The 20781-nt window shown below is 66.8% G+C and carries 17 protein-coding genes; 13 read left to right on the forward strand and 4 right to left on the reverse strand.

The window, feature by feature from the left end; genetic code table 11:
• Positions 1-104 precede the first annotated feature (104 nt).
• Complete coding sequence (locus BMW75_RS03620; protein WP_092576865.1) at positions 105-944, forward strand: phosphodiesterase; 840 nt, start codon at positions 105-107, stop codon at positions 942-944.
• A 359-nt stretch (positions 945-1303) separates the two neighbouring features.
• Here the strand turns inward: BMW75_RS03620 and rpoH are convergent, their stop codons facing one another.
• The 3 genes from rpoH to fghA form a co-directional block, all read right to left on the reverse strand.
• The gene (rpoH, locus tag BMW75_RS03625) at positions 1304-2188 is read right to left on the reverse strand and encodes an RNA polymerase sigma factor RpoH (RefSeq protein WP_076517903.1); all 885 of its coding nucleotides are present in this window, start codon (positions 2186-2188) and stop codon (positions 1304-1306) included.
• Between the two features lie 141 nt (positions 2189-2329).
• Complete coding sequence (locus BMW75_RS03630) at positions 2330-3019, reverse strand: hypothetical protein (protein ID WP_076517905.1); 690 nt, start codon at positions 3017-3019, stop codon at positions 2330-2332.
• Between the two features lie 96 nt (positions 3020-3115).
• Positions 3116-3982 carry an S-formylglutathione hydrolase gene (gene fghA / locus BMW75_RS03635; RefSeq protein WP_092576868.1) on the reverse strand — a complete coding sequence of 289 codons (867 nt, stop codon included), beginning with the start codon at positions 3980-3982 and terminating at the stop codon, positions 3116-3118.
• Between the two features lie 231 nt (positions 3983-4213).
• Between fghA and BMW75_RS03640 the strand changes: the two genes are divergently transcribed.
• From BMW75_RS03640 to BMW75_RS03655, 4 genes are all read left to right on the forward strand, one after another.
• Complete coding sequence (locus BMW75_RS03640) at positions 4214-4975, forward strand: hypothetical protein (protein WP_092576871.1); 762 nt, start codon at positions 4214-4216, stop codon at positions 4973-4975.
• 386 nt (positions 4976-5361) lie between these two features.
• The gene (locus BMW75_RS03645; RefSeq protein ID WP_076517912.1) at positions 5362-10101 is read left to right on the forward strand and encodes a glutamate synthase-related protein; all 4740 of its coding nucleotides are present in this window, start codon (positions 5362-5364) and stop codon (positions 10099-10101) included.
• Between the two features lie 8 nt (positions 10102-10109).
• Complete coding sequence (locus tag BMW75_RS03650) at positions 10110-11576, forward strand: glutamate synthase subunit beta (protein ID WP_092576874.1); 1467 nt, start codon at positions 10110-10112, stop codon at positions 11574-11576.
• A 198-nt stretch (positions 11577-11774) separates the two neighbouring features.
• On the forward strand, positions 11775-12416 hold the full coding sequence (locus BMW75_RS03655; RefSeq protein WP_076517917.1) for an OmpW/AlkL family protein: 642 nt from the start codon (positions 11775-11777) through the stop codon (positions 12414-12416).
• Positions 12417-12458: 42 nt separating this feature from the next.
• Here the strand turns inward: BMW75_RS03655 and BMW75_RS03660 are convergent, their stop codons facing one another.
• Positions 12459-13331: a LysR family transcriptional regulator gene (locus tag BMW75_RS03660; protein WP_092576878.1), complete on the reverse strand. Its 873-nt coding sequence runs from the start codon at positions 13329-13331 to the stop codon at positions 12459-12461.
• Positions 13332-13395: 64 nt separating this feature from the next.
• On the opposite strand from BMW75_RS03660, the gene BMW75_RS03665 reads away from it, so the two are divergent.
• From BMW75_RS03665 to BMW75_RS03700, 8 genes are all read left to right on the forward strand, one after another.
• Complete coding sequence (locus BMW75_RS03665; RefSeq protein ID WP_092576881.1) at positions 13396-14625, forward strand: YbfB/YjiJ family MFS transporter; 1230 nt, start codon at positions 13396-13398, stop codon at positions 14623-14625.
• A 24-nt stretch (positions 14626-14649) separates the two neighbouring features.
• Entirely contained in the window at positions 14650-15627 is a 978-nt protein-coding gene (locus tag BMW75_RS03670; protein WP_076517925.1) for a Bug family tripartite tricarboxylate transporter substrate binding protein, read from the forward strand.
• An 18-nt stretch (positions 15628-15645) separates the two neighbouring features.
• Entirely contained in the window at positions 15646-16710 is a 1065-nt protein-coding gene (locus BMW75_RS03675) for an NAD(P)H-dependent flavin oxidoreductase (RefSeq protein ID WP_092576883.1), read from the forward strand.
• A 341-nt stretch (positions 16711-17051) separates the two neighbouring features.
• The gene (locus tag BMW75_RS03680) at positions 17052-17888 is read left to right on the forward strand and encodes an ABC transporter ATP-binding protein (protein ID WP_092576886.1); all 837 of its coding nucleotides are present in this window, start codon (positions 17052-17054) and stop codon (positions 17886-17888) included.
• Positions 17885-18673: a lipid asymmetry maintenance ABC transporter permease subunit MlaE gene (mlaE, locus tag BMW75_RS03685; protein ID WP_076517933.1), complete on the forward strand. Its 789-nt coding sequence runs from the start codon at positions 17885-17887 to the stop codon at positions 18671-18673. Before BMW75_RS03680 ends, mlaE begins: the two co-directional genes overlap by 4 nt.
• Positions 18674-18685: 12 nt before the next feature.
• Positions 18686-19186, forward strand: coding sequence for an outer membrane lipid asymmetry maintenance protein MlaD (gene mlaD / locus BMW75_RS03690; RefSeq protein WP_092576889.1), 501 nt, complete (start codon positions 18686-18688; stop codon positions 19184-19186).
• A 102-nt stretch (positions 19187-19288) separates the two neighbouring features.
• A complete protein-coding gene (locus BMW75_RS03695) occupies positions 19289-20086 on the forward strand; it encodes an MlaA family lipoprotein (RefSeq protein ID WP_092576891.1) in 798 nt (265 codons plus the stop codon).
• Positions 20087-20123: 37 nt separating this feature from the next.
• The gene (locus BMW75_RS03700; RefSeq protein WP_092576894.1) at positions 20124-20753 is read left to right on the forward strand and encodes an MlaC/ttg2D family ABC transporter substrate-binding protein; all 630 of its coding nucleotides are present in this window, start codon (positions 20124-20126) and stop codon (positions 20751-20753) included.
• Positions 20754-20781 lie beyond the last annotated feature (28 nt).

Consider the following 20781-nt stretch of genomic DNA (forward strand, 5'->3'; position numbering starts at 1 on the left):
TCCTGAAGAATGCACGTTTCGTTACCCCAAGGGACGCTTGCGAAACGCGCCACGTCATGTTTTTTGGGTAATGTGGCACCACGCGAACTTTGCAGGAGCCGCACGTGGCTCGCATCCATACCTTGTCCCGGCGCCACGATGCGCCCGCGATGCTCGTCCAATTGACCGATAGCCATCTGTTCGGCGAGCCCGACACCTCGATGCTGGGCGTCGATACCGACGCCAGCCTGCGCGCGGTCCTGCGCCAGATCGAGGCCGACGGCAAGCATCCCGACCTGTTGCTTGCCACGGGCGACCTGTCGCAGGACGGCGAAGCCGCGAGCTACCGGCGCTTTGCGCGCATCCTGTCCGAATCCGGCGCGCTGGAGCGCGCCACCATCCGCTGCCTGCCCGGCAATCACGATCAGCCGTCAGTGCTGCGCCAGGAGCTGTCCGACTGGTCGATGCCCGTGACCGACGTGGGCGCGTGGCGCGTCATTGCGCTGGACACCACGGTGCCCGGCTCGAACGCGGGGCACCTGCCGCCCAGCGAACTCGACATGCTGGAGGCCGCGCTGGCCCAGGCGCCCGATCGCCACACGCTGGTGGCCATGCACCACAACCCGATGCAGATCGACAGCCACTGGCACGACTCGATGATGATCGACAACCCGCAGGCGCTATTCAAGCTGCTGGCCCGCTGGCCGCAGGTGCGGGTGCTGCTGTGGGGGCATGTGCATCATGAGTTCGACCGCCGCCGGCACAACCTGCGCATGCTGGCCACGCCGTCGACCTGCTTCCAGTTCAGCATCCGCGACGGCAAGCACATCGTGGACAACATGGCGCCGGGCTACCGGTGGATCAAGCTCTATCAGGACGGTTCTATGGCCACGGGCGTGCGCCGCGTGCAGGACGCGCTGTGGCACACGGCGCTGGCCGCGCCGGAGAACGCCCGCGCGGCGTGATCCCTGCGCCAGGCAATTCCCATGAAGGGTCGCGTGTGAAGCGCGGCGTGTGAAGCGATGCGCATGACGCGATGCGCGCCGAGCGCGCATAAAAAACGGGGCACCGATATGCTAGGTGCCCCGCAAGCATCCGTCTCATAGGGGAGGGGAAAGAGGAGAAGCCGAGACGGATGACAAGACTGCCAACCTAAGTTCGCGGTCTACATGAAGTTAGGCGGCGCCATCCCCATTAAGTTTCGAAGAAGTCCGAAAATTCGCCGCGAATTTGTATCAATTTATTGACCCACCAGCGCGCGTCCGCAAAAGAAAAGGCCGCGAACTTCGCGGCCTTCCGAGGCGATAGCGGGCGTGATGCGCAATCAGGCAGCGAGGTTGCCGCGCATCTTCTTGAGCGCGGCGGCTTCGATCTGGCGGATGCGTTCCGCCGAGACGCCGAATTCCTGCGCAAGCTCGTGCAGCGTCGCGCCGCCATCATCCTGCAGCCAGCGGGCTTCGACGATCCGGCGCGAGCGGGCATCCAGCGCATCGAGCGCGCCGGTCAGGCCCGCGCTTTGCAGGCGGTCGCGCGCGGCGCGTTCCAGCACACGCGTGGGTTCCTGGCGGCCTTCATCGGACAGATAGGCGATGGGCGCGTAGCTGTCATCGTCATCGTCCTGGTTTTCCAGCGACATATCGCGGCCGGACATGCGGACTTCCATCTCGCTCACGTCTTCGTGACGCACGTTCAACTCGCGGGCGATATGGTCGACCTGTTCCGGATCCAGGGTCTGGCCGTCGGGACGCATGCTGCGCAGGTTGAAGAACAGCTTGCGCTGGGCCTTGGTGGTGGCCACCTTGACCAACCGCCAGTTGCGGATGATGTACTCGTGGATCTCGGCCTTGATCCAGTGGACGGCGAAGGACACCAGGCGCACGCCGCGCTCGGGGTCGAAGCGCTTGACGGCCTTCATCAGGCCGACGTTGCCTTCCTGGATGAGGTCGGCGTGGGGCAGGCCATAACCCAGGTATTGCCGGGCCACCGAGACGACGAGGCGCAGGTGCGACAGGATCAGCTCGCGGGCGGCGCCCAGGTCCTCTTGGTCGCGCAGGCGGCGGCCAAGCTCAGTTTCGCGCTCCGCGGACAGCACCGGCAGGCGGTTGACCGCGGAAATGTACGCGTCGATCGTGCCCAGAGCGCCCGGATTGGCAATGGCCAACGCCAGAGCGTTGCCGGAAGCGGTCAACGAGGTACTGGGTTGCTTCATAGCGGGGGTCTCCGGATGGCGAAGAGATAAAGACATGAATTCGATGTTAGCACTCAAGTATTGGGAGTGCTAATTCGACTGTTGCGGCGCGTCAAAGTTTCCTTTGACAGAACACGTCCCCATTTATTTTACGGCGTGCCGTCACCAGCCCAGTTGCTTGAGACCATCAACGGTGGCCTGGCCATCCGGGCGGATGAAAAGCGCGCCGCGGGGATCCATGAACACCTGGTATCGGGCGCCGTCGAACAACGGCATGTAGGCGCCGCTGCCGAATTGGACATCGACGAAGGGGAACCAGTTCGGAAAACTTTTCTTCAGTGAACCGAGATCCGGCGCGGGCCAATCGTCGAGCGGATGCACGGAGCGGGTGGCTGTGGCTTCACGCGCCGCGTCGCTGTAGCGACCGGACAGGCGCTCCAAGCGGTACAGCGGCGGCACGCCCGCCATCAGGGCTGGCAGTTTCCAGCGCACGACGCGGGCGTCGATCTGCCATTGATCGCCATACAAAACGTATTGCCTGGTGCCGATCGCCGGCGCGCTGGCATTGACCTCGAATTGGCCCTCTGCCTGCTGGCGGACGTCGATTCGCGCCACCGGTTCGTCTGTCGTGAGTCGGACGAACTGCACCAGCGACAGCGCGAGCAGGCCGGACACGCACCCCAGGCACACCAGCAGCAGGCCGCACGCCCGGCGGACGGGCCGGAACTGGAACATGCGGCGGCCGCGCTCGTCGCGTGGCCCCCCGCGTCCCAGCAGCATGACGATGCCGGGCAGCAAGACGATGACGGCGCCCAGCAGGATCCAGGCGAAGGGAGCGATTCCGTTGATCAAATGAGGCGTTCCTATTCAAGCCGAGGGGCTTGCGGCGCGGCGGGCGCAGGAAGCCGCCACCCGCCGCGGCAGGCTCCCCAGTATAGAAGCGCGCCCTCAGGCGGCCGGTTTTCCAAGCCGCTCGACGTGAAACCGGATGTGATCCTCGATGAACGTCGAGATGAAGTAATAGCCATGGTCATAGCCGGACTGGCGACGCAGTGTGAGCGGCTGGCCGGCGGCGGCGCAGGCTGCCTCGAACACCTCGGGATACAACTGCTCGGCCAGGAATTGATCGGCTTCGCCCTGGTCGATCAGGATGCCGCCGGGGAATGGCTGCTTCGTTCCGCGCATCAGGGCCGACGCGTCATAGGCCGCCCAGTCCTGGACGTCGGCGCCCAGGTATGCGCCGAACGCCTTCTTGCCCCACGGGCACTGGCTGGGCGCCGCGATCGGCGCGAAGGCGGAGACGGACTTGAACTTGTCCGGGTTGCGCAGCGCCAGGACGAGGGCGCCATGGCCGCCCATGGAGTGGCCGAAGATGCCGGTGCGCGACGTGTCGCCCGGCAGCGTGCCGCCCGTCACGATGCCGTGCAGTTCGCGGGTCACGTAGCTGTCCATGCGGTAGTGCTCGCGCCACGCCGGCGTGGTGGCGTCCACGTAGAAACCGGCGCCCGTGCCCAGGTCCCAGCTTTCGTCTTCGCCGGGCACCCCCGCGCCGCGCGGGCTGGTGTCGGGCGCGACCAGCATGACGCCAAGCTCGGCGGCCAGGCGCTGGGCGCCCGCCTTGATCATGAAGGTCTCTTCGGTGCAGGTCAGGCCCGCCAGGTAGAACAGCACCGGGACCGGCCCGTTCTCGGCCTGCGGCGGCAGGTAGACGGAAAACCGCATGGGCAGGCCGATTTCCGTGGAATCGTGGCGGTAATAGCGCTGCGTGCCGCCGAAGCACCGATGCTGCGAGATGAGTTCCAGGGACACGGCCATTGGCTTTCTCCGGTGTAGAGGTGGAAAAAACGTCGGCGGGTTAGGGGATATCCATGGTGCGACGTTCCGTCGCCGAATGTTAACCTGCCCCTCAATGAGCGCTTGCGACAAAAAAAATGCCATACCGCGCCCAGATTGTGATCACGGGACTTGACCAGCGCCCACCGTGGCACTATTTATATACCGTGAGCGAAGACAAACCGTTCTTCCTGATACGCAAGCCCTGACACTATGGCCCGTCTGCCCCGCCTGTATGCCCCTGGGCTGCCCCAACTGGTGCAGGCCAACTTTATTCAGCCATTGGCAGCGCCATCGCAACCCGCGCCCGCCGATATCCTGAATCAGCTTGCCATGTGGCTGGGCGAATCGGCCCAGCGTCACCGCGTATCGGTGCACGGCTGGCTTCTTGCCAACGACCGCATCCTGCTTCTGGCCACGCCGGCAGACGAAGAAGGCCTGCCGCGCCTGATGCAGACGCTGGGCCGCAACCTGGCGGCGCGGCTGCGCGGCGGCCGGGTGTTCGCGGGCCGCTACCGATCGGCGCTGCTGGAACCGGGCGCCTGGGTGTTGCCGGCGCTGGTCTGGCTGGAAACCTATCCGGTGCGCAGCGGCGCATCGCAGGACCCCGACTCTTGGCCGTGGTCGTCCGCGTCCAGCCATACGGGCAATACCTCGGCGGCGCCGGCGCAGTGGCAGTCCGATCACGCCGATTACTGGGCCTGCGGCAACACGCCGTTCGACCGCCAGGCCAATTACCGCAAGCGGCTGCAGGACGGGCTGTCGCGCGAGGAAACGCAGCGCATCGACCAGGCGGTTTCCGGCCAGTGGGCGCTGGGCGGCCCGAGCTTCATCTCCAGCCTTGCCCATACCGCCAGCCGGCGCGTGGCGCCGGGACAGCGCGGCAGGCCGCGCAAGAAGCCTGCCGCGCCAGCGGCGGACACCGAATCTGGCCCGTCCACGCCGACGACCTCCACGCCGCCCACCCATTCCTGATCCTTCCAACCCGCCGCGATGGCGGGTTTTGTTTTTGGGCTGGTTCAAGCCTTGGCGCCTGTCGGAGCCGATCCGCGCCGCATGATGTGCAGTTTTCGCCACAAGGCGGGTTGATCTGACGCTGCAAATCACCGCATTTAAATGGGGACGCATAAACGGGCTTTTGTGCGATTTTGGTGCGCGGGGGTTGGCAACCAAACACCCCATCCTCGCGAGGCCACAATTGGCGCGGATCTTGTTATGTCCCCATATTAATGCACTATGACAGCGCATTGAAATAATTAGGGTCACACCCCGTTTGTTTCTGTTGCGCCCTACTCGCGGCGGGGGTATTGTCCGTCTCCTGCACTGCAACATTACGACGCAGGCCCACTGCGGAGCGCGCCATGCCCCAAATTACCCCGACCGAATCCTGTCCCACCCCCAAGGCGACCCCGATCGATGCCACGCGCATCGGCCTGCCTTCGGCCCAGGGCCTGTACAACCCCAAGAACGAACATGACGCCTGCGGCGTCGGCTTTGTGGCCCACATCAAGGGCAAGAAAAGCCACGCGATCATCCAGCAGGGCCTGAAGATCCTGGAAAACCTGGACCACCGCGGCGCGGTCGGCGCGGACAAGCTCATGGGCGACGGCGCGGGCATCCTGATCCAGATCCCCGACACGCTCTACCGCGACGAACTGAGCCAGCAAGGCATCATCCTGCCCCCGCCCGGCGAGTACGGCGTTGCCATGGTGTTCCTGCCCAAGGAAACCGCCTCGCGCCTGGCCTGTGAGCAGGAACTCGAGCGCTCCGTGCGCGCCGAAGGCCAGGTCGTCCTGGGTTGGCGCGACGTGCCGGTGGACGTCGACATGCCCATGTCGCCCACCGTGCGCGACTGCGAACCCGTGATCCGCCAGCTTTTCATCGGCCGCGGCGCCGACGTGATGGTGCCCGACGCGCTGGAACGCAAGCTGTACGTCATCCGCAAGACCGCCAGCCACGCCATCCAGAACATGCACCTGGCGCACGGCAAGGAATACTTCGTGCCCTCGGCCTCGGTGCGCACCGTGGTCTACAAGGGCCTGCTGCTGGCCGACCAGGTCGGCCGCTACTACCGCGACCTGGCCGATACCCGCACGGTGTCCGCGTTGGCGCTGGTCCACCAGCGTTTCTCGACCAACACGTTCCCCGCCTGGCCGCTCGCCCACCCGTACCGCATGATCGCCCACAACGGCGAAATCAACACGGTCAAGGGCAACTTCAACTGGCTGCGCGCCCGCGAAGGCATGATGCAGTCGGCCGTGCTGGGCGAGGACCTGAAAAAGCTGTATCCCATCGTCTATGAAGGCCAGTCGGACACCGCCACGTTCGACAACTGCCTGGAACTGCTGGTGAATTCGGGCTATTCGCTGGCCCACGCCATGATGATGATGATCCCGGAAGCCTGGGAACAGCACACGCAGATGGACGAAAGCCGTCGCGCTTTCTACGAATATCACGCCGCCATGATGGAGCCGTGGGACGGCCCCGCCGCGGTCGCGTTCACCGACGGCCGCCAGATCGGCGCCACGCTGGACCGCAACGGCCTGCGTCCCGCCCGCTACTTGGTCACCGATGACGACATGGTCATCCTGGCCTCCGAAGCCGGCACGCTGTCGATCCCCGAGAACCGCATCGTCAAGAAGTGGCGCCTGCAGCCGGGCAAGATGTTCCTGATCGACCTGGAACAGGGCCGCATCATCGACGACGCCGAAATCAAGCTGCAACTGGCCAACAGCCGCCCGTACCGTCAGTGGATCGAGCGCCTGCAGATCAAGCTGGAATCGCTGCCCGCCCCGCGCCAGGTCGCCGTGGCGACGCAATCGGCCGTGTCGCTGCTGGACCGCCAGCAGGCGTTCGGCTGGACCCAGGAAGACTACAAGTTCATCCTGGAGCCCATGGCGTCCAGCGGTGAAGAAGTCATCGGCTCGATGGGCAACGACGCGCCGCTGGCCGTGCTGTCGGACCGCGCCAAGCCGTTCTACAACTACTTCCGCCAGTTGTTCGCGCAGGTCACGAACCCGCCCATCGACCCCATCCGCGAACAGCTGGTGATGTCGCTGGTGTCCTTCATCGGCCCCAAGCCGAACCTGCTGGACATCAACAACGTCAACCCGCCGCTGCGCCTGGAAGTCTCCCAGCCGGTGCTGGATTTCGCCGCGATGGCGCAGATCCGCGACATCGACCAGGTCACGGGCAAGAAATTCCGCAGCTTCGAGCTGGACATCACGTATCCCGCCGCCTGGGGTCCCGAGGGCATCGAAGCCCGCGTGGCGGCCCTGTGCGCGCGCGCCGTCGATGCGGTGCGCAGCGGCTACAACATCCTGATCGTGTCGGACCGCCTGGTCGACAGCGAGCGCGTGGCCATCCCCGCGCTGCTGGCCACCTCGGCCGTGCACCAGCACCTGATCCGCGCCGGCCTGCGCACCAATACCGGCCTGGTCGTGGAAACCGGCTCGGCCCGTGAAGTGCACCACTTCGCGCTGCTGGGCGGCTACGGCGCCGAAGCCATTCACCCCTACCTGGCGCTCGAATCGCTGGGCAAGATGAATGACCCCGAAAAGGCCGTCAAGAACTACATCAAGGCGATCGGCAAGGGCCTGAACAAGGTCATGTCCAAGATGGGCATTTCCACGTACATGTCCTACACCGGCGCGCAGATCTTCGAAGCCGTGGGCCTGCAGAGCGCCCTGGTGAACAAGTACTTCACCGGCACCGCGTCCAACATCGAAGGCATCGGCATCTTCCAGGTGGCCGAAGAAGCGCTGCGCCAGCATCGCGCCGCGTTCAGCGCCGACCCGGTGCTGGCCAACGACCTGGACGCCGGCGGCGAATACGCCTACCGCGTCCGCGGCGAAGAGCACATGTGGACGCCGGATTCGATCGCCAAGCTGCAGCATGCTTCGCGCGCCAACAACTACCGCACGTACAAGGAGTACGCGCAGATCATCAACGACCAGAGCCGCCGCCACATGACGCTGCGCGGCCTGTTCGAATTCCGCTTCGAGCCGTCGCGCGCCATTCCGCTGGACGACGTCGAGCCCGCCAAGGAAATCGTCAAGCGCTTTGCCACCGGCGCCATGTCGCTGGGGTCGATCTCGACCGAAGCCCACTCGGTGCTGGCCATCGCCATGAACCGCATCGGCGGCAAGTCCAACACGGGCGAAGGCGGCGAAGACGAACTGCGCTACCGCGCCGAAATGCGCGAAGGCAAGAGCACCATCAAGGACGGCGACACGCTGGCCTCGGTGCTGGGTTCGGACCGCATCGAAGCCGACGTCGCGCTGAAGAAGGGCGACTCGCTGCGCTCGAAGATCAAGCAGGTGGCGTCGGGCCGTTTTGGCGTGACCGCCGAATACCTGTCGTCCGCCGACCAGATCCAGATCAAGATGGCGCAGGGCGCCAAGCCCGGCGAAGGCGGCCAGCTGCCCGGCCACAAGGTGTCGGAATACATCGCCAAGCTGCGCTACTCTGTGCCGGGCGTGGGCCTGATCTCGCCCCCGCCGCACCACGACATCTACTCGATCGAAGACCTGGCGCAGCTCATCCACGACCTGAAGAACGTCAATTCCAAGGCCTCGATCTCGGTCAAGCTGGTGTCCGAAGTGGGCGTGGGCACGGTGGCCGCGGGCGTGGCCAAGGCCAAGGCCGACCACGTCGTGATCGCCGGCCATGACGGCGGCACGGGCGCCTCGCCGGTGTCGTCCATCAAGCACGTGGGCACGCCCTGGGAACTGGGCCTGGCCGAAACGCAGCAAACGCTGGTGCTGAACCGCCTGCGCAGCCGCATCCGCGTGCAGGCCGACGGCCAGATGAAGACCGGCCGCGACGTCGTCATCGGCGCGCTGCTGGGCGCCGACGAATTCGGCTTCGCGACGGCTCCGCTGGTCGTCGAAGGCTGCATCATGATGCGCAAGTGCCACCTGAACACCTGCCCGGTGGGCGTGGCCACGCAAGACCCCGTCCTGCGCAAGAAATTCCAGGGCAAGCCTGAACACGTCGTGAACTTCTTCTTCTTCATCGCCGAGGAAGTGCGCGAAATCATGGCCCAGCTGGGCATCCGCAAGTTCGACGACCTGATCGGCCGCGCCGACCTGCTCGACATGCGCTCGGGCGTCGAACACTGGAAGGCGCAGGGCCTGGACTTCACCCGCGTGTTCCACCAGACGCAGTCGGACGCCGAAGTGCACCAGACCGAAGAGCAGGACCACGGCCTGGCGGGCGCGCTGGACCACCTGCTGATCGAGCGCAGCAAGCCCGCGCTGGAACGCGGCGAGAAGGTGTCGTTCATCGTGCCGGTGCGCAACCGCAACCGCACCATCGGCGCCATGCTGTCCGGCGCCGTGGCCGCGCGCTACGGTCACGACGGCCTGCCCGACGACACCATCCACATCCAGTGCAATGGCACCGCCGGCCAGAGCTTCGGCGCGTTCCTCGCGCACGGCATCACGATGGACCTGGTGGGCGAAGGCAACGACTACGTCGGCAAGGGCCTGTCGGGCGGCCGCATCATCGTGCGCTCGCCCAACGACTTCCGCGGCTTCGGCCCCGACCACATCATCGCCGGCAATACCGTGCTGTACGGCGCGCTGGCGGGTGAAGCGTTCTTCAACGGCGTGGCCGGCGAACGCTTCGCGGTGCGCAACTCGGGCGCGGCGACCGTGGTCGAAGGCACGGGCGACCATGGCTGCGAATACATGACCGGCGGCACCGTCGTCGTGCTGGGCGCCACGGGCCGCAACTTCGCGGCGGGCATGTCCGGCGGCGTGGCCTACGTCTGGGATCCGGACCGCACGCTCAAGCATCGCGTGAACCTGTCCATGGTGGAACTGGAATCCGTGGTGCCGCATGCCGAACAGCAGTCGCAGAACAACATCGACATCTGGCACAGCGCACAGCGCGGCGGCGAGCGCGAGACGGACGAGACGATCCTGCGCCGCCTGGTGGAAGACCACTTCCGCTACACCGGCAGCTACCGCGCCCGCGAAATCCTGGGCGACTGGGAAGCCTCGCGCGGCAAATTCGTGAAGATCATGCCGACGGACTACCGCCGTGCATTGGGTGAAATGTGGCGTGCAGCCAACCCGCAACAACTGGCTGCGTGAGGGATACCATGGGAAAGATCACTGGCTTTATGGAATACCAGCGCCTGCAGGAGGCCTCCGAGGCCCCGCAGAAGCGGCTGAAGAACTGGCGCGAATTCGTGCTGCACCTGACCGACGACCAGGCCAAGCAGCAGGCGGCGCGCTGCATGGACTGCGGCATCCCGTTCTGCAACAACGGCTGCCCGGTCAACAACATCATCCCGGACTGGAATGACCTGGTGTACAAGCAGGACTGGCGCCGCGCGCTGGACGTGCTGCACTCCACCAACAACTTCCCGGAGTTCACGGGCCGCATCTGCCCGGCGCCGTGCGAAGCCGCCTGTACCTTGAACATCAACAGCGACGCCGTGGGCATCAAGTCCATCGAGCACGCGATCATCGACAAGGGCTGGGCCGAAGGCTGGGTCGCGCCCCAAGTGCCGGCGCGCAAGACGGGCAAGAAGGTCGCCGTCGTGGGCTCCGGCCCCGCCGGCATGGCGTGCGCGCAGCAATTGGCGCGCGCGGGCCACTCCGTGACCCTCTTTGAAAAGAGCGACCGCATCGGCGGCCTGCTGCGCTACGGCATCCCCGATTTCAAGCTCGAAAAGCACCAGATCGACCGCCGCATCTCGCAGATGGAAGCCGAGGGCGTGGAGTTCGCACCGTCGACCTACGTCGGCAATCCGAAGGATCCGGTGGCCGATGGCCTGACCGTGCGCACCCCGCAATCGCTGATGGCCGAGTTCGACGCCGTCGTGATGAGCGGCGGTTCGGAAACGCCGCGCGACCTGCCGGTGCCGGGCCGCGAGCTCGAAGGCGTGTACTTCGCCATGGACTTCCTGCGCCAGCAGAACAAGGCCGTGGCGGGCGACCGCCTGGCCAACCAGACGCTGGCCAAGGGCAAGCATGTCGTGGTCATCGGCGGCGGCGACACGGGTTCCGACTGCGTCGGCACCAGCAACCGCCATGGCGCGGCCTCGGTCACGCAGTTCGAACTGATGCCCCAGCCGCCCGAGTCCGAGAACAAGGACATGACCTGGCCCTACTGGCCGCTGAAGATGCGCACCTCGTCCTCGCACGAGGAAGGCTGCGACCGCGACTGGTCCGTGACCACCAAGCTGCTCAAGGGCGCCAACGGCAAGGTCGAGAAACTGGTCGGCGCGCGCGTCGAGTGGTTCAAGGACGAGGCCACCGGCCAGATGAAGATGCGCGAGGTCGAAGGCTCCGAGTTCGAGATCAAGGCGGACCTGGTGCTGCTGGCCATGGGCTTCGTGTCGCCGGTGCAGAACGTGCTGGACGCGTTCGGCGTGGATCGCGATGGCCGCGGCAACGTGCGCGCCAACACCGACGACTACCGCACCAACGTGGAAAAGGTCTTTGCCGCCGGCGACATGCGCCGCGGCCAGTCCCTGGTGGTGTGGGCCATCCGCGAAGGCCGCCAGTGCGCGCGTTCGGTCGACGCCTACCTCATGGGCAGCAGCGACCTGCCGCGCTGATAGCGCCCCGCTTCATCAACGCCGCCGAGCGCCCCGCGCCGGCGGCGTTTTTTTTGCGCGCCGGCTGGACTGACCCGCGTGTTGCGGCATAACCACTTTTTGAAAGCGGTCTTTTCAAGATTTGACACACGTCAAGTTCGGGGACAGGGCGGTCTGCGAATCTGTCGGCTCACCCCCACGGAAAGATCGGAGAAGAAAATGTTTTCGCTGAATGGGCGTATCCGCGCCACCGCCATTGCCGGTTTGATCGCTGCCGGCGCATTTGCCGCCCCCGCCCATGCCCACGAAGCCGGCGACGTGCTGTTCCGCGTCGGCGTGACGCAAGTGCGCCCCTCGCAGAACAATGGCTCGGTGCTGGATGGCGCCGTCAAGCTGGATGTGAGCAACAACGTGCGCCCCAGCTTCACCCTGGCCTACATGGCCACCCGCAACATCGGTATCGAGCTGCTGGGCGCCTGGCCCTTCCAGCATGACGTCAGCGGCAGCGGCGGCCTGGGCAAGATCGGCTCCACCAAGCAGCTTCCCCCCACGCTGAGCCTGCAATGGCACATCCTGCCCGACAGCATGATCCAGCCCTACATCGGCGTCGGCATCAACTACACGCACTTCTTCGACACCAAGGCCGAAGGCGCGCTCAAGGGCTCGGACCTGAAGCTGGGCGACTCCTGGGGCGTGGCGGCGCAACTGGGCGCGGACATCAAGATCAATGACCGCTGGTTCATGAACGCCGACATCCGCTACATCGACATCAAGTCCAAGGTGAAGCTGGACGGCGAACGTGTCGGCACCGCGCGGATCGACCCCTGGGTGGCCACGGTGGGCGTCGGCTACCGCTTCTGAGTGCGGCGCTGGACGATGCGCGCGGACACCGCGCGCATCGATTCATTCCTGCGGCGCCTGAAGCCGGCTACGCAGGGCCTGCAATGCAGGCGTGTCATCGTCGGCGCGCCACACGAGCTGGGTCAGGGCCTGCCCATGCGGTCCGGACAGGGCGCCCACGCGCACCGTGTTCTCCGCCCCCAGCACCGCCAGCACCGACCGCGGCACGATCGCCACGCCCGTTCCCGCAGCGACGCACGCCACGATGGCGTGATACGACGCAAACTCCATCACCTTGCCGGGCGCGATGCCCTCCTGGTTCAGCCACGATTCCAGGATGCGCCGGTATGAGCACCCCGCCGCGAACGCGATGACGCTGCGGCTGCCCAGGTCCTTCGCGCCGCCGATCGGATCCCAGGCCAGCGGCGAGATCAGCGCGAGTTCCTCCTTGAAGGCATCCATCGTCGCCAGGCCGTCCGCCGGAAAGGGCTGCGCGACGAAGGCGGCCTCGATCTCGTAATTGCGGACCTTGGCGGCCAGGGCGCCCGAGGTGCCGGTAACCAGTTCGATGCGCACCTGCGGCCACGCCGCGTGATAGGCCGCCAGGATGGGCGGCAGGCGGGCGGCGGCCGTGCTTTCCATGGTGCCGATGCGCAAGACGCCCTGCAGCGCGCCTTCGCGCACCGCGGACTGGGCCTCGTCGGACAGGCGCAGCAGCCGGTCCGCGTAGGACAGCAGCACGCGCCCCTGGTCCGACAGCACCAGGCGGCGGTTCTGGCGCCGAAAAAGCGGCGTTCCCAGCGAGGTTTCCAACTGCTTGAGCCGGGTCGACACGTTGGACTGCACCCGGTTCAGGTGCGCGGCGGCGCGCGCAACGCCGCCCTGGTCCGCCACGGTCTTGAATATCTGCAGCGCGTCGAGGTCCAAGTTTCTCATTTAGGGAACTCACGTTCTTAATAATTCACTATTCAAGATATTAGTACAGCCGTAGAGTGGGGCCATGTCAACGCCTGCTTACCCTTCCCTCGACCCCACCGCCAGCGCCGCGCGCCTGGCGTGGCCCGCCGCCCTTGCGCTGGCGGCCGCCATGGGCATCGGCCGTTTCGCCTTCACGCCGGTATGGCCGCTGATGGCGCAGGAGTCCGGGCTGTCGCTCGCGCAGGGCGGCTGGATGGCGTCGGCCAACTATGCCGGCTACCTGCTCGGCGCGCTGGCCGCGATCGCCTGGCCCGTGCGCCGGTTGCGCGCGACGCTGGCGGCCAGCCTGGCCGCCGTCGCGGCGCTGACGCTGGCCATGCCGCTGCTGGACAGCGTGGCGGGCTGGTCGATGCTGCGGCTGGCCGCCGGTTATGCCAGCGCCAGCGCCTTCATCTGCGTGGCGGCCTGGCGCCCGGTTCCTCCCGGAGACCCGCGCGAGCCCTCCGCGTCGGCGGTGACGTACGCAGGCGTGGGCGCCGGGATCGCGCTGACGGGGCTGGCCTGCCTGGTCCTCATGGCCTGGGGCGCGAGCGCCAACCTGACCTGGATCGTGCTGGGTGCGCTGGCCTTGGCGCTGTCGGCGGCGGCCTGGCCCGGCCTGAGCCGGCAGTCGCCCCCGGTCCGGCGTGCCGCCGCGGGCGGTCCGTCCGCCGGACTGCCGCGCGGCATCGCCGCGCTGTCGCTGCACTATGGCGTCTTCGGCGTCGGTTACATCATTCCCGCCACCTTCCTGCCGGCGATGGCCAAGGAGGTCCTGCCCGATCCGGCCATCTTCGGCTGGGCCTGGCCCCTCTTCGGCCTGGCGGCGGCGCTGTCCTGCCTGCTGGTGCCCCGCCTGGCGCGCGGCCGCGACGACCGGCAGGTCTGGCGCGGCGCGCAGGCCCTGATGGCCGCCGGCATGCTGGCGGTGGCCCTGTGGCATCACATTGCCGCCGTGATCCTGGCGGCGCTCCTGGTCGGGGGCACGTTCATGGTGATCACGCAGGCGGGCATGCTGACCGCCCGGCGCCTGTCGGGCGCGGCGGCCCCGCGCGCGGCCGCCATCATGACGGCGGCATTCGCGGCGGGACAGATCCTGGGACCGCTGCTGGCGTCGTGGGCGGAGCACTGGGGCGCGGGGCTGCCGCAGGTGCTGGCGGGCAGCGCGGCGCTGCTGGCCGCGTCGGCCTGGGGATTGGGAAAAGTCACGACAGATGGCAATGGCGCTGGGCATAATGCCATCGGCCCTTCGGGCCCATCACACAGCAATTAGAAAGCAGGAAGAGGAGTCCCCAGCATGAAAGCATTGCGCCCCCTGATCGCCGCCCTCGCGGCCGCCACCGCCTTCGCAGGCGCCGCCCAGGCCCAGACCGGCGACTGGCCCGCCAAACCCGTAACCATGATCGTGCCCTACGCGCCCGGCGGCTTTGCCGACACCCGCGTGCGCCTCCTGGCGCGCAAACTGGGCGAATCGCTGGGCCAGCCCATCGTGGTGGAAAACAAGGCGGGCGCGGGCGGGGTGGTCGGCACCAACCTCATCGCCAAGGCGGCCCCGGACGGTTACACCATCGGCACGGGCAACCTGGCCCCCATGGCGGTCAACCCGTCCTTGATGAAGGAAATGCCCTACAACCCGCAAAAGGACCTGGCCCCGATCATCCTGATCGAAAACAGCCCGCTGGTCCTGAGCGTGAACAATGAACTGCCGGTCAAGACGCTGGCCGACCTGATCGCGCTGGCCAAGAAGGAACCCGGCAAGCTGACCTTCGGTTCGTCCGGCGTGGGCGGCGCGCACCACCTGTCGGGCGAGATGTTCCGCGAGCAGGCCAAGATCGACATCGTCCACGTCCCCTATAAAGGCGGCAGCCTGGCCGCCACCGACCTGATGGGCGGCCACATCGCCATGATGTTCGAAATGGGCTATTCCGCGCTGCCCGCCATCCAGGGCAAGAAGATCCACCCCATCGCCGTCACGTCCGCCAAGCGCCTGGCCGTGCTGCCCGACGTGCCGACCATGGCCGAATCCGGCCTGCCGGGTTTCGAGTCGTACAACTGGCAGGGCATCGTCGCGCCCGCCGGCACGCCCGCGCCGATCATCGCCAGGCTCAACGCCGAGTTCAACCGCATCCTGAAGGATCCGGATGTGCAGAAGGCCATTGCCGACACGGGCAGCCAGGCCGGCGGCGGCACGCCCGAGGAGTTCGCCGCGTTCATCAAGAACGAAAGCGAAAAGTGGGCGCACGTCATCAAGGCTGGAAACATCCAGCTTCAATAACCTCCCAGGAGTTTTCCCATGGCTACCCCTTTGATTGAATTGCTCAAGCTGGACCACCCCATCATCCAGGCGCCCATGGCGGGCGGCGCGACCACGGTGGAACTGGTGTCCGAGGCATCGAAGGCGGGCGCCCTGGGATCGCTGGGCGCGGCCTACCTGAGTGGCGAACAGATCGAGGCGGCGGCCAGCGCGATCCGCGCGCGCACGGACCGCCCGTTTGCCATCAATCTGTTCGCCCCCGTGCCGCAGGAAGCCGCGACCGGCGACGGCGCGCGGATGCTCGCCCTGATGGCGCGCTACCACGCGCAACTGGGCCTGCCCGCGCCGCAAGCCCCCGGTCCGCAGGCCGATCTGCTGCCGGAACAACTGGAGGCCACGCTGCGGGCGCGGCCAGCCGTCCTGAGCTTCGCCTTCGGCCGCCTGCCGGCCGCGACGCTGGCCCGCTGCCGTGAACTGGGCATCCTGACCATCGGCACGGCCACCACCGTCCGCGAGGCCCAGGCGCTGGAGCAGGACGGCGTGGACGCGGTCGTCGCGCAGGGCGCCGAGGCCGGCGGCCACCGCAGCACGTTCCTCGACGCCTTCGAAACGTCCATGATCGGGACCCTGGCCCTGGTGCCGCAGGTGGCGGACGCCGTCTCGATCCCGGTCATCGCGTCGGGCGGCATCATGGACGGGCGCGGCATTGCCGCCGCCCTGGCGCTGGGCGCCGACCTGGCGCAAATGGGGACGGCCTTCCTGACCACGGACGAATGCGGCATCAGCGACGCCTACAAGGCAGTCCTGCCCGCCTCCCGCTCCGAACAGTCCCGCGTGACCCGGGCCTTTTCCGGCCGCCCGGCCCGCGGCATCGCCAACGCCTTCATGCGGGACGCGGATGCGATCGCCGCGGACATCCTGCCGTATCCGCTGCAAAACGCGCTGACGCGCCCCATGCGGACTGCGGGCGGCAAAAGCGGCAACATCAACGTCCTGTCCCTGTGGGCGGGCCAGGGCGCGCCGCTGGCGCGGCGGGAAACCACGGCCAACCTGATCCAGCGCCTGGCCCGGGAAACCGAGGCCGCGCGGACGCGGCGCAACTGAATGGGTGTCTGATACCCGGGTGAGGTCGCCTATGCATGCGCCAGTGTTCCGGGGGTGTCAGACACCGGACCGGCGGCGGCATCGCACAGGGAGCGGTCCGGGGATTGTTCCTGGAACCGAAAACACTGTTCCACGCACAGCCACTCGAATTGTGATTGCACAGCGTCGGGCTACAATGGCGCCTCGCCGCCGGGAGCCGATGCTCGAGCTCGTCCCCGGCATCTGAGTAACAGGGCGCTTCCCGACGCAGCCTGTCTTGCCCGCGCCGGCCAGGTTCTCTGCCCAGCGTGTCGACAGGACAGCGGGGCAAGCTCCGCCGCCGAAACTCCCTTTCGTTGCCCATGCCCGCTCAATCAAGCAGCACCCCGGAATTCGCCCTGCGCCTGGAAGGTGTGGCGCTAGGCTACGGTGATTTCACCGTCTTGCGCGACATTTCCATGGACGTCCGGGCAGGCCAGGTGGTGGCGGTCATGGGCGGTTCGGGTTCCGGCAAGACCACGCTGCTGCGCGCGGCGACCGGCCAGATCACCGCCCAGCAAGGCCGGGTGCTGGCATTCGACCAGGACATCGGCCAGACCTCGAGCACCGGCCTGCAGTCCCTGCGCAAGCGCATGGGCGTGCTGTTCCAGCAGGGCGCGCTGTTCACCGACCTGAACGTATTTGAAAACGTGGCCTTCCCGCTGCGTGAGCACACCAAAATCGACGAAGCCGAGCTCACCGACCGTGTGCTGGACAAGCTGGACGCCGTCGGCCTGCGCGCCGCCGCCCACCTGAAGGTGTCCGAGATTTCCGGCGGCATGGCCCGGCGCGTGGCGCTGGCGCGCGCCGTGGTGCTCGAACCCGAGCTCATCCTGTACGACGAGCCCTTCGCCGGGCTGGACCCGATCTCGCTGGGCATCACCGCCCGCCTGATCCGCAACCTGGCCGACCGCCTGGGCTGCGCCTCGGTGCTGATCACGCACGACGTGCAGGAATCCTTCGCCATCGCGGACCAGGTCTATCTGGTGGGCCGCGGCACGCTCGCCGCCGCCGGCACGCCGCAGACGCTGGCGGCCTCGCAGGACCCCTACGTGCAGCAATTCCTCAAGGGCCAACCCGACGGTCCCGTCGCGTTCCAGTATCCCGAAACGCCCGCCTTCCAGAAGTGGCTGTCCCAACAGAAAGGGCGCAAAGCATGAGCGGCTCCAACAACGCCATCGCCGTGCTGGGTCACTGGGTACGCTCCCGCGTCGCGGCCATCGGCTATTTCACCCGGTTCTTCGGCGCCATGCTGGCGCGCAGCGGCATCGCGCTGTCGCGGCCGCGCCTGGTGTCGCAGCAGGTCCATTTCATCGGCAATTATTCGCTGCTGATCATCGCCGTTTCCGGCATGTTCGTCGGCTTCGTGCTGGGACTGCAGGGCTATTACACGCTGAACCGCTACGGCTCCGAAGAGGCGCTGGGCCTGCTGGTCGCCCTGTCGCTGGTGCGCGAGCTGGGACCGGTGGTCACCGCGCTCCTCTTTGCGGGCCGCGCCGGCACCTCGCTCACGGCCGAGATCGGCCTGATGAAGGCGGGCGAACAATTGTCGGCCATGGAAGTCATGGCCGTGGACCCCATCCGCCGCGTGCTGGTGCCGCGCCTGTGGGGCGGCATCATCGCCATGCCCATCCTGGCGGCGGTGTTCTCCATGGTGGGCATCCTGGGCGGCTGGGTCGTGGGCGTGCTGCTCATCGGCGTGGACGCCGGCGCCTTCTGGTCGCAAATGCAAAACGGCGTCGACGTCTGGAAAGACGTCGCCAATGGCGTCATCAAGAGCGTGGTCTTCGGCGTCACGGTGACGCTGGTCGCGCTCTACGAGGGCTGGCAGGCCAAGCCCACCCCCGAAGGCGTCGCCCGCGCCACCACGCGCACCGTGGTCATGGGCTCCCTGGCGGTGCTCGGGCTGGACTTCCTGCTCACCGCCCTGATGTTTGGAAATTGATACGGATCGATCATGTCTCGCGAAAAAACCGACTTCTGGGTAGGCCTGTTCGTATTGCTGGGCGCGATCGCGCTGGCATTCCTGGCGTTGCGCGCCGGCAACTTGAGCACGTTTTCCTTTGCCCCGACCTATACGGTGACAGCCAACTTCGATAACGTAGGCGGCCTCAAGGTGCGCGCGCCGGTCAAGAGCGCCGGCGTGGTGGTGGGACGGGTCGCGGGCATCTCCTTTGACGACAAGACCTACCAGGCGATCGTCTCGGTCAACCTGGAGACGGCCTACCAGTTTCCGAAGGACTCCTCGGCCGCCATCCTGACCTCGGGCCTCCTGGGCGAGCAGTATCTGGGCCTGACCGCCGGCAGCGAAGAAGAGAACTTTACCGACGGCGGAAAAATCCGCTATACACAAAGCGCCGTGGTCCTGGAACAACTGATCAGCCAGTTCCTGTACGGGTCGGCGGAAAAGCAAGGCTCGACCGCCGCGCCGGAACCTGCCCCCAAGGCGCAGGATTAAGACGCGGCTTATTCAGGCCGTTACAACGCAGGCCGTTACAACGACAACGCTGTGCCTTGCCGTCGCAATAACATAAGAAATGTTGATAGGGATACCCGGATCATGAACAAGAAAGCAATTTCCCGCATTGCCACCGTCGCAGCGGCGGGCGCGCTGATGGCCGGTTGCGCCGCCCCGAAGAATCCGGATCCGCGCGACCCCTGGGAAGGCTTCAACCGCGGCGTCTACCAGTTCAACGACACGGTGGACCGCGCGGTGTTCAAGCCGGTCGCCCAGGCCTACACGTTCGTGACGCCGCAGCCGGTTCGCAGCTGCATCCACAACATCTTCAGCAACGTCGGCGACCTCTGGTCCGGCACCAACAGCTTCCTGCAGGGCCGCGGCCACGACTTCGTCAACACGCTGGGCCGGTTCCTCTTCAACACCACCATGGGCGTGGGCGGCTGCTTTGACGTCGCCTCGGCCAATGGCGCGCGCAAGATCCCCAACGACTTCGGCACCACGCTGGGCGTCTGGGGCTTCAGCCAGGGTCCGTACCTGGTGCTGCCGTTCTTCGGCGCGTCCAGCGTGCGCGACGGCGTCGGCCTGGTGGGCGACCTCTACGGCACGACCTACGGCTACATGGGCGTGGACTCTATCGACAACGTGCGCCTGCGCAACTCGCTGTGGGGCCTGCGCATCGTCGATACGCGCGCCAACCTGCTCGACACCACCGATACGATCGACCGCGTGGCGCTGGACCCGTACAGCTTCGTGCGCGACGCCTTCCTGCAGCGCCGCGCCGCAATGGTGCTGGGCCACCGCGTGGACGAAGAATCGGCCCTGCCCAACTACGAAGACGACGGCGAGGACGCCGCGCCGGCCGCGCCAGCGCCTGCGCCGGTCCCCGCGACCAAGTAAGCTGTCGGATTGCGCTTACGGTACTGAAGGAGTTTTGATGCGATTTTCCGTTCCCTCCCTGCTGCAGCGACTGGTGTTCACGGGCCTGCTCGGCCTGGCGACCGCCACGGCCGCGCAGGCCAAGCCGGACCCCAATGGCCCGCCCGAACAGTTCGTGCTGGCCGCCGCCACCCAGGCCCTGGATGTCCTGAAGGCCGACGGCGCGGTGCGTGCCGGCAACATCGCCCGCGTCAACGAGGTCGTCGACCAGTACATCCTGCCGTACGTCAACTTCCAGAAGACCACGCGCCTGGCCGCCGGCCGCTACTGGCGCCAGGCCAGCGACCAACAGAAGACGGCGCTGGCCGAGGCCTTCCGCGGCACGCTGATTCGCACCTACAGCGGCGCGCTGACTCGCGTCACGTCCAGCACCAGCATCACCGGCCTGCCGTTCCGGGGCGACCCCAAGGCCGACGACGTCGTCGTGCGCACGCTGATCAGCCAGTCCAACAGCCAGCCCGTCGGCGTGGACTACCGTCTGGAAAGGACGCCCCAGGGCTGGAAGATCTATGACATGAACGTCGAGGGCATCTGGCTGATCGAGAACTACCGCAACCAGTTCGCCCAGCAGATCAACCAGAACGGCATCGACGGCCTGATCCAGGCGCTGAACCAGCGCAACAAGTAAAGATCGGTCCCGCCTTGCATCGGCCCGG

It is taken from the genome of Achromobacter sp. NFACC18-2 (genome assembly GCF_900108985.1).
Lineage (GTDB): Bacteria > Pseudomonadota > Gammaproteobacteria > Burkholderiales > Burkholderiaceae_B > Achromobacter.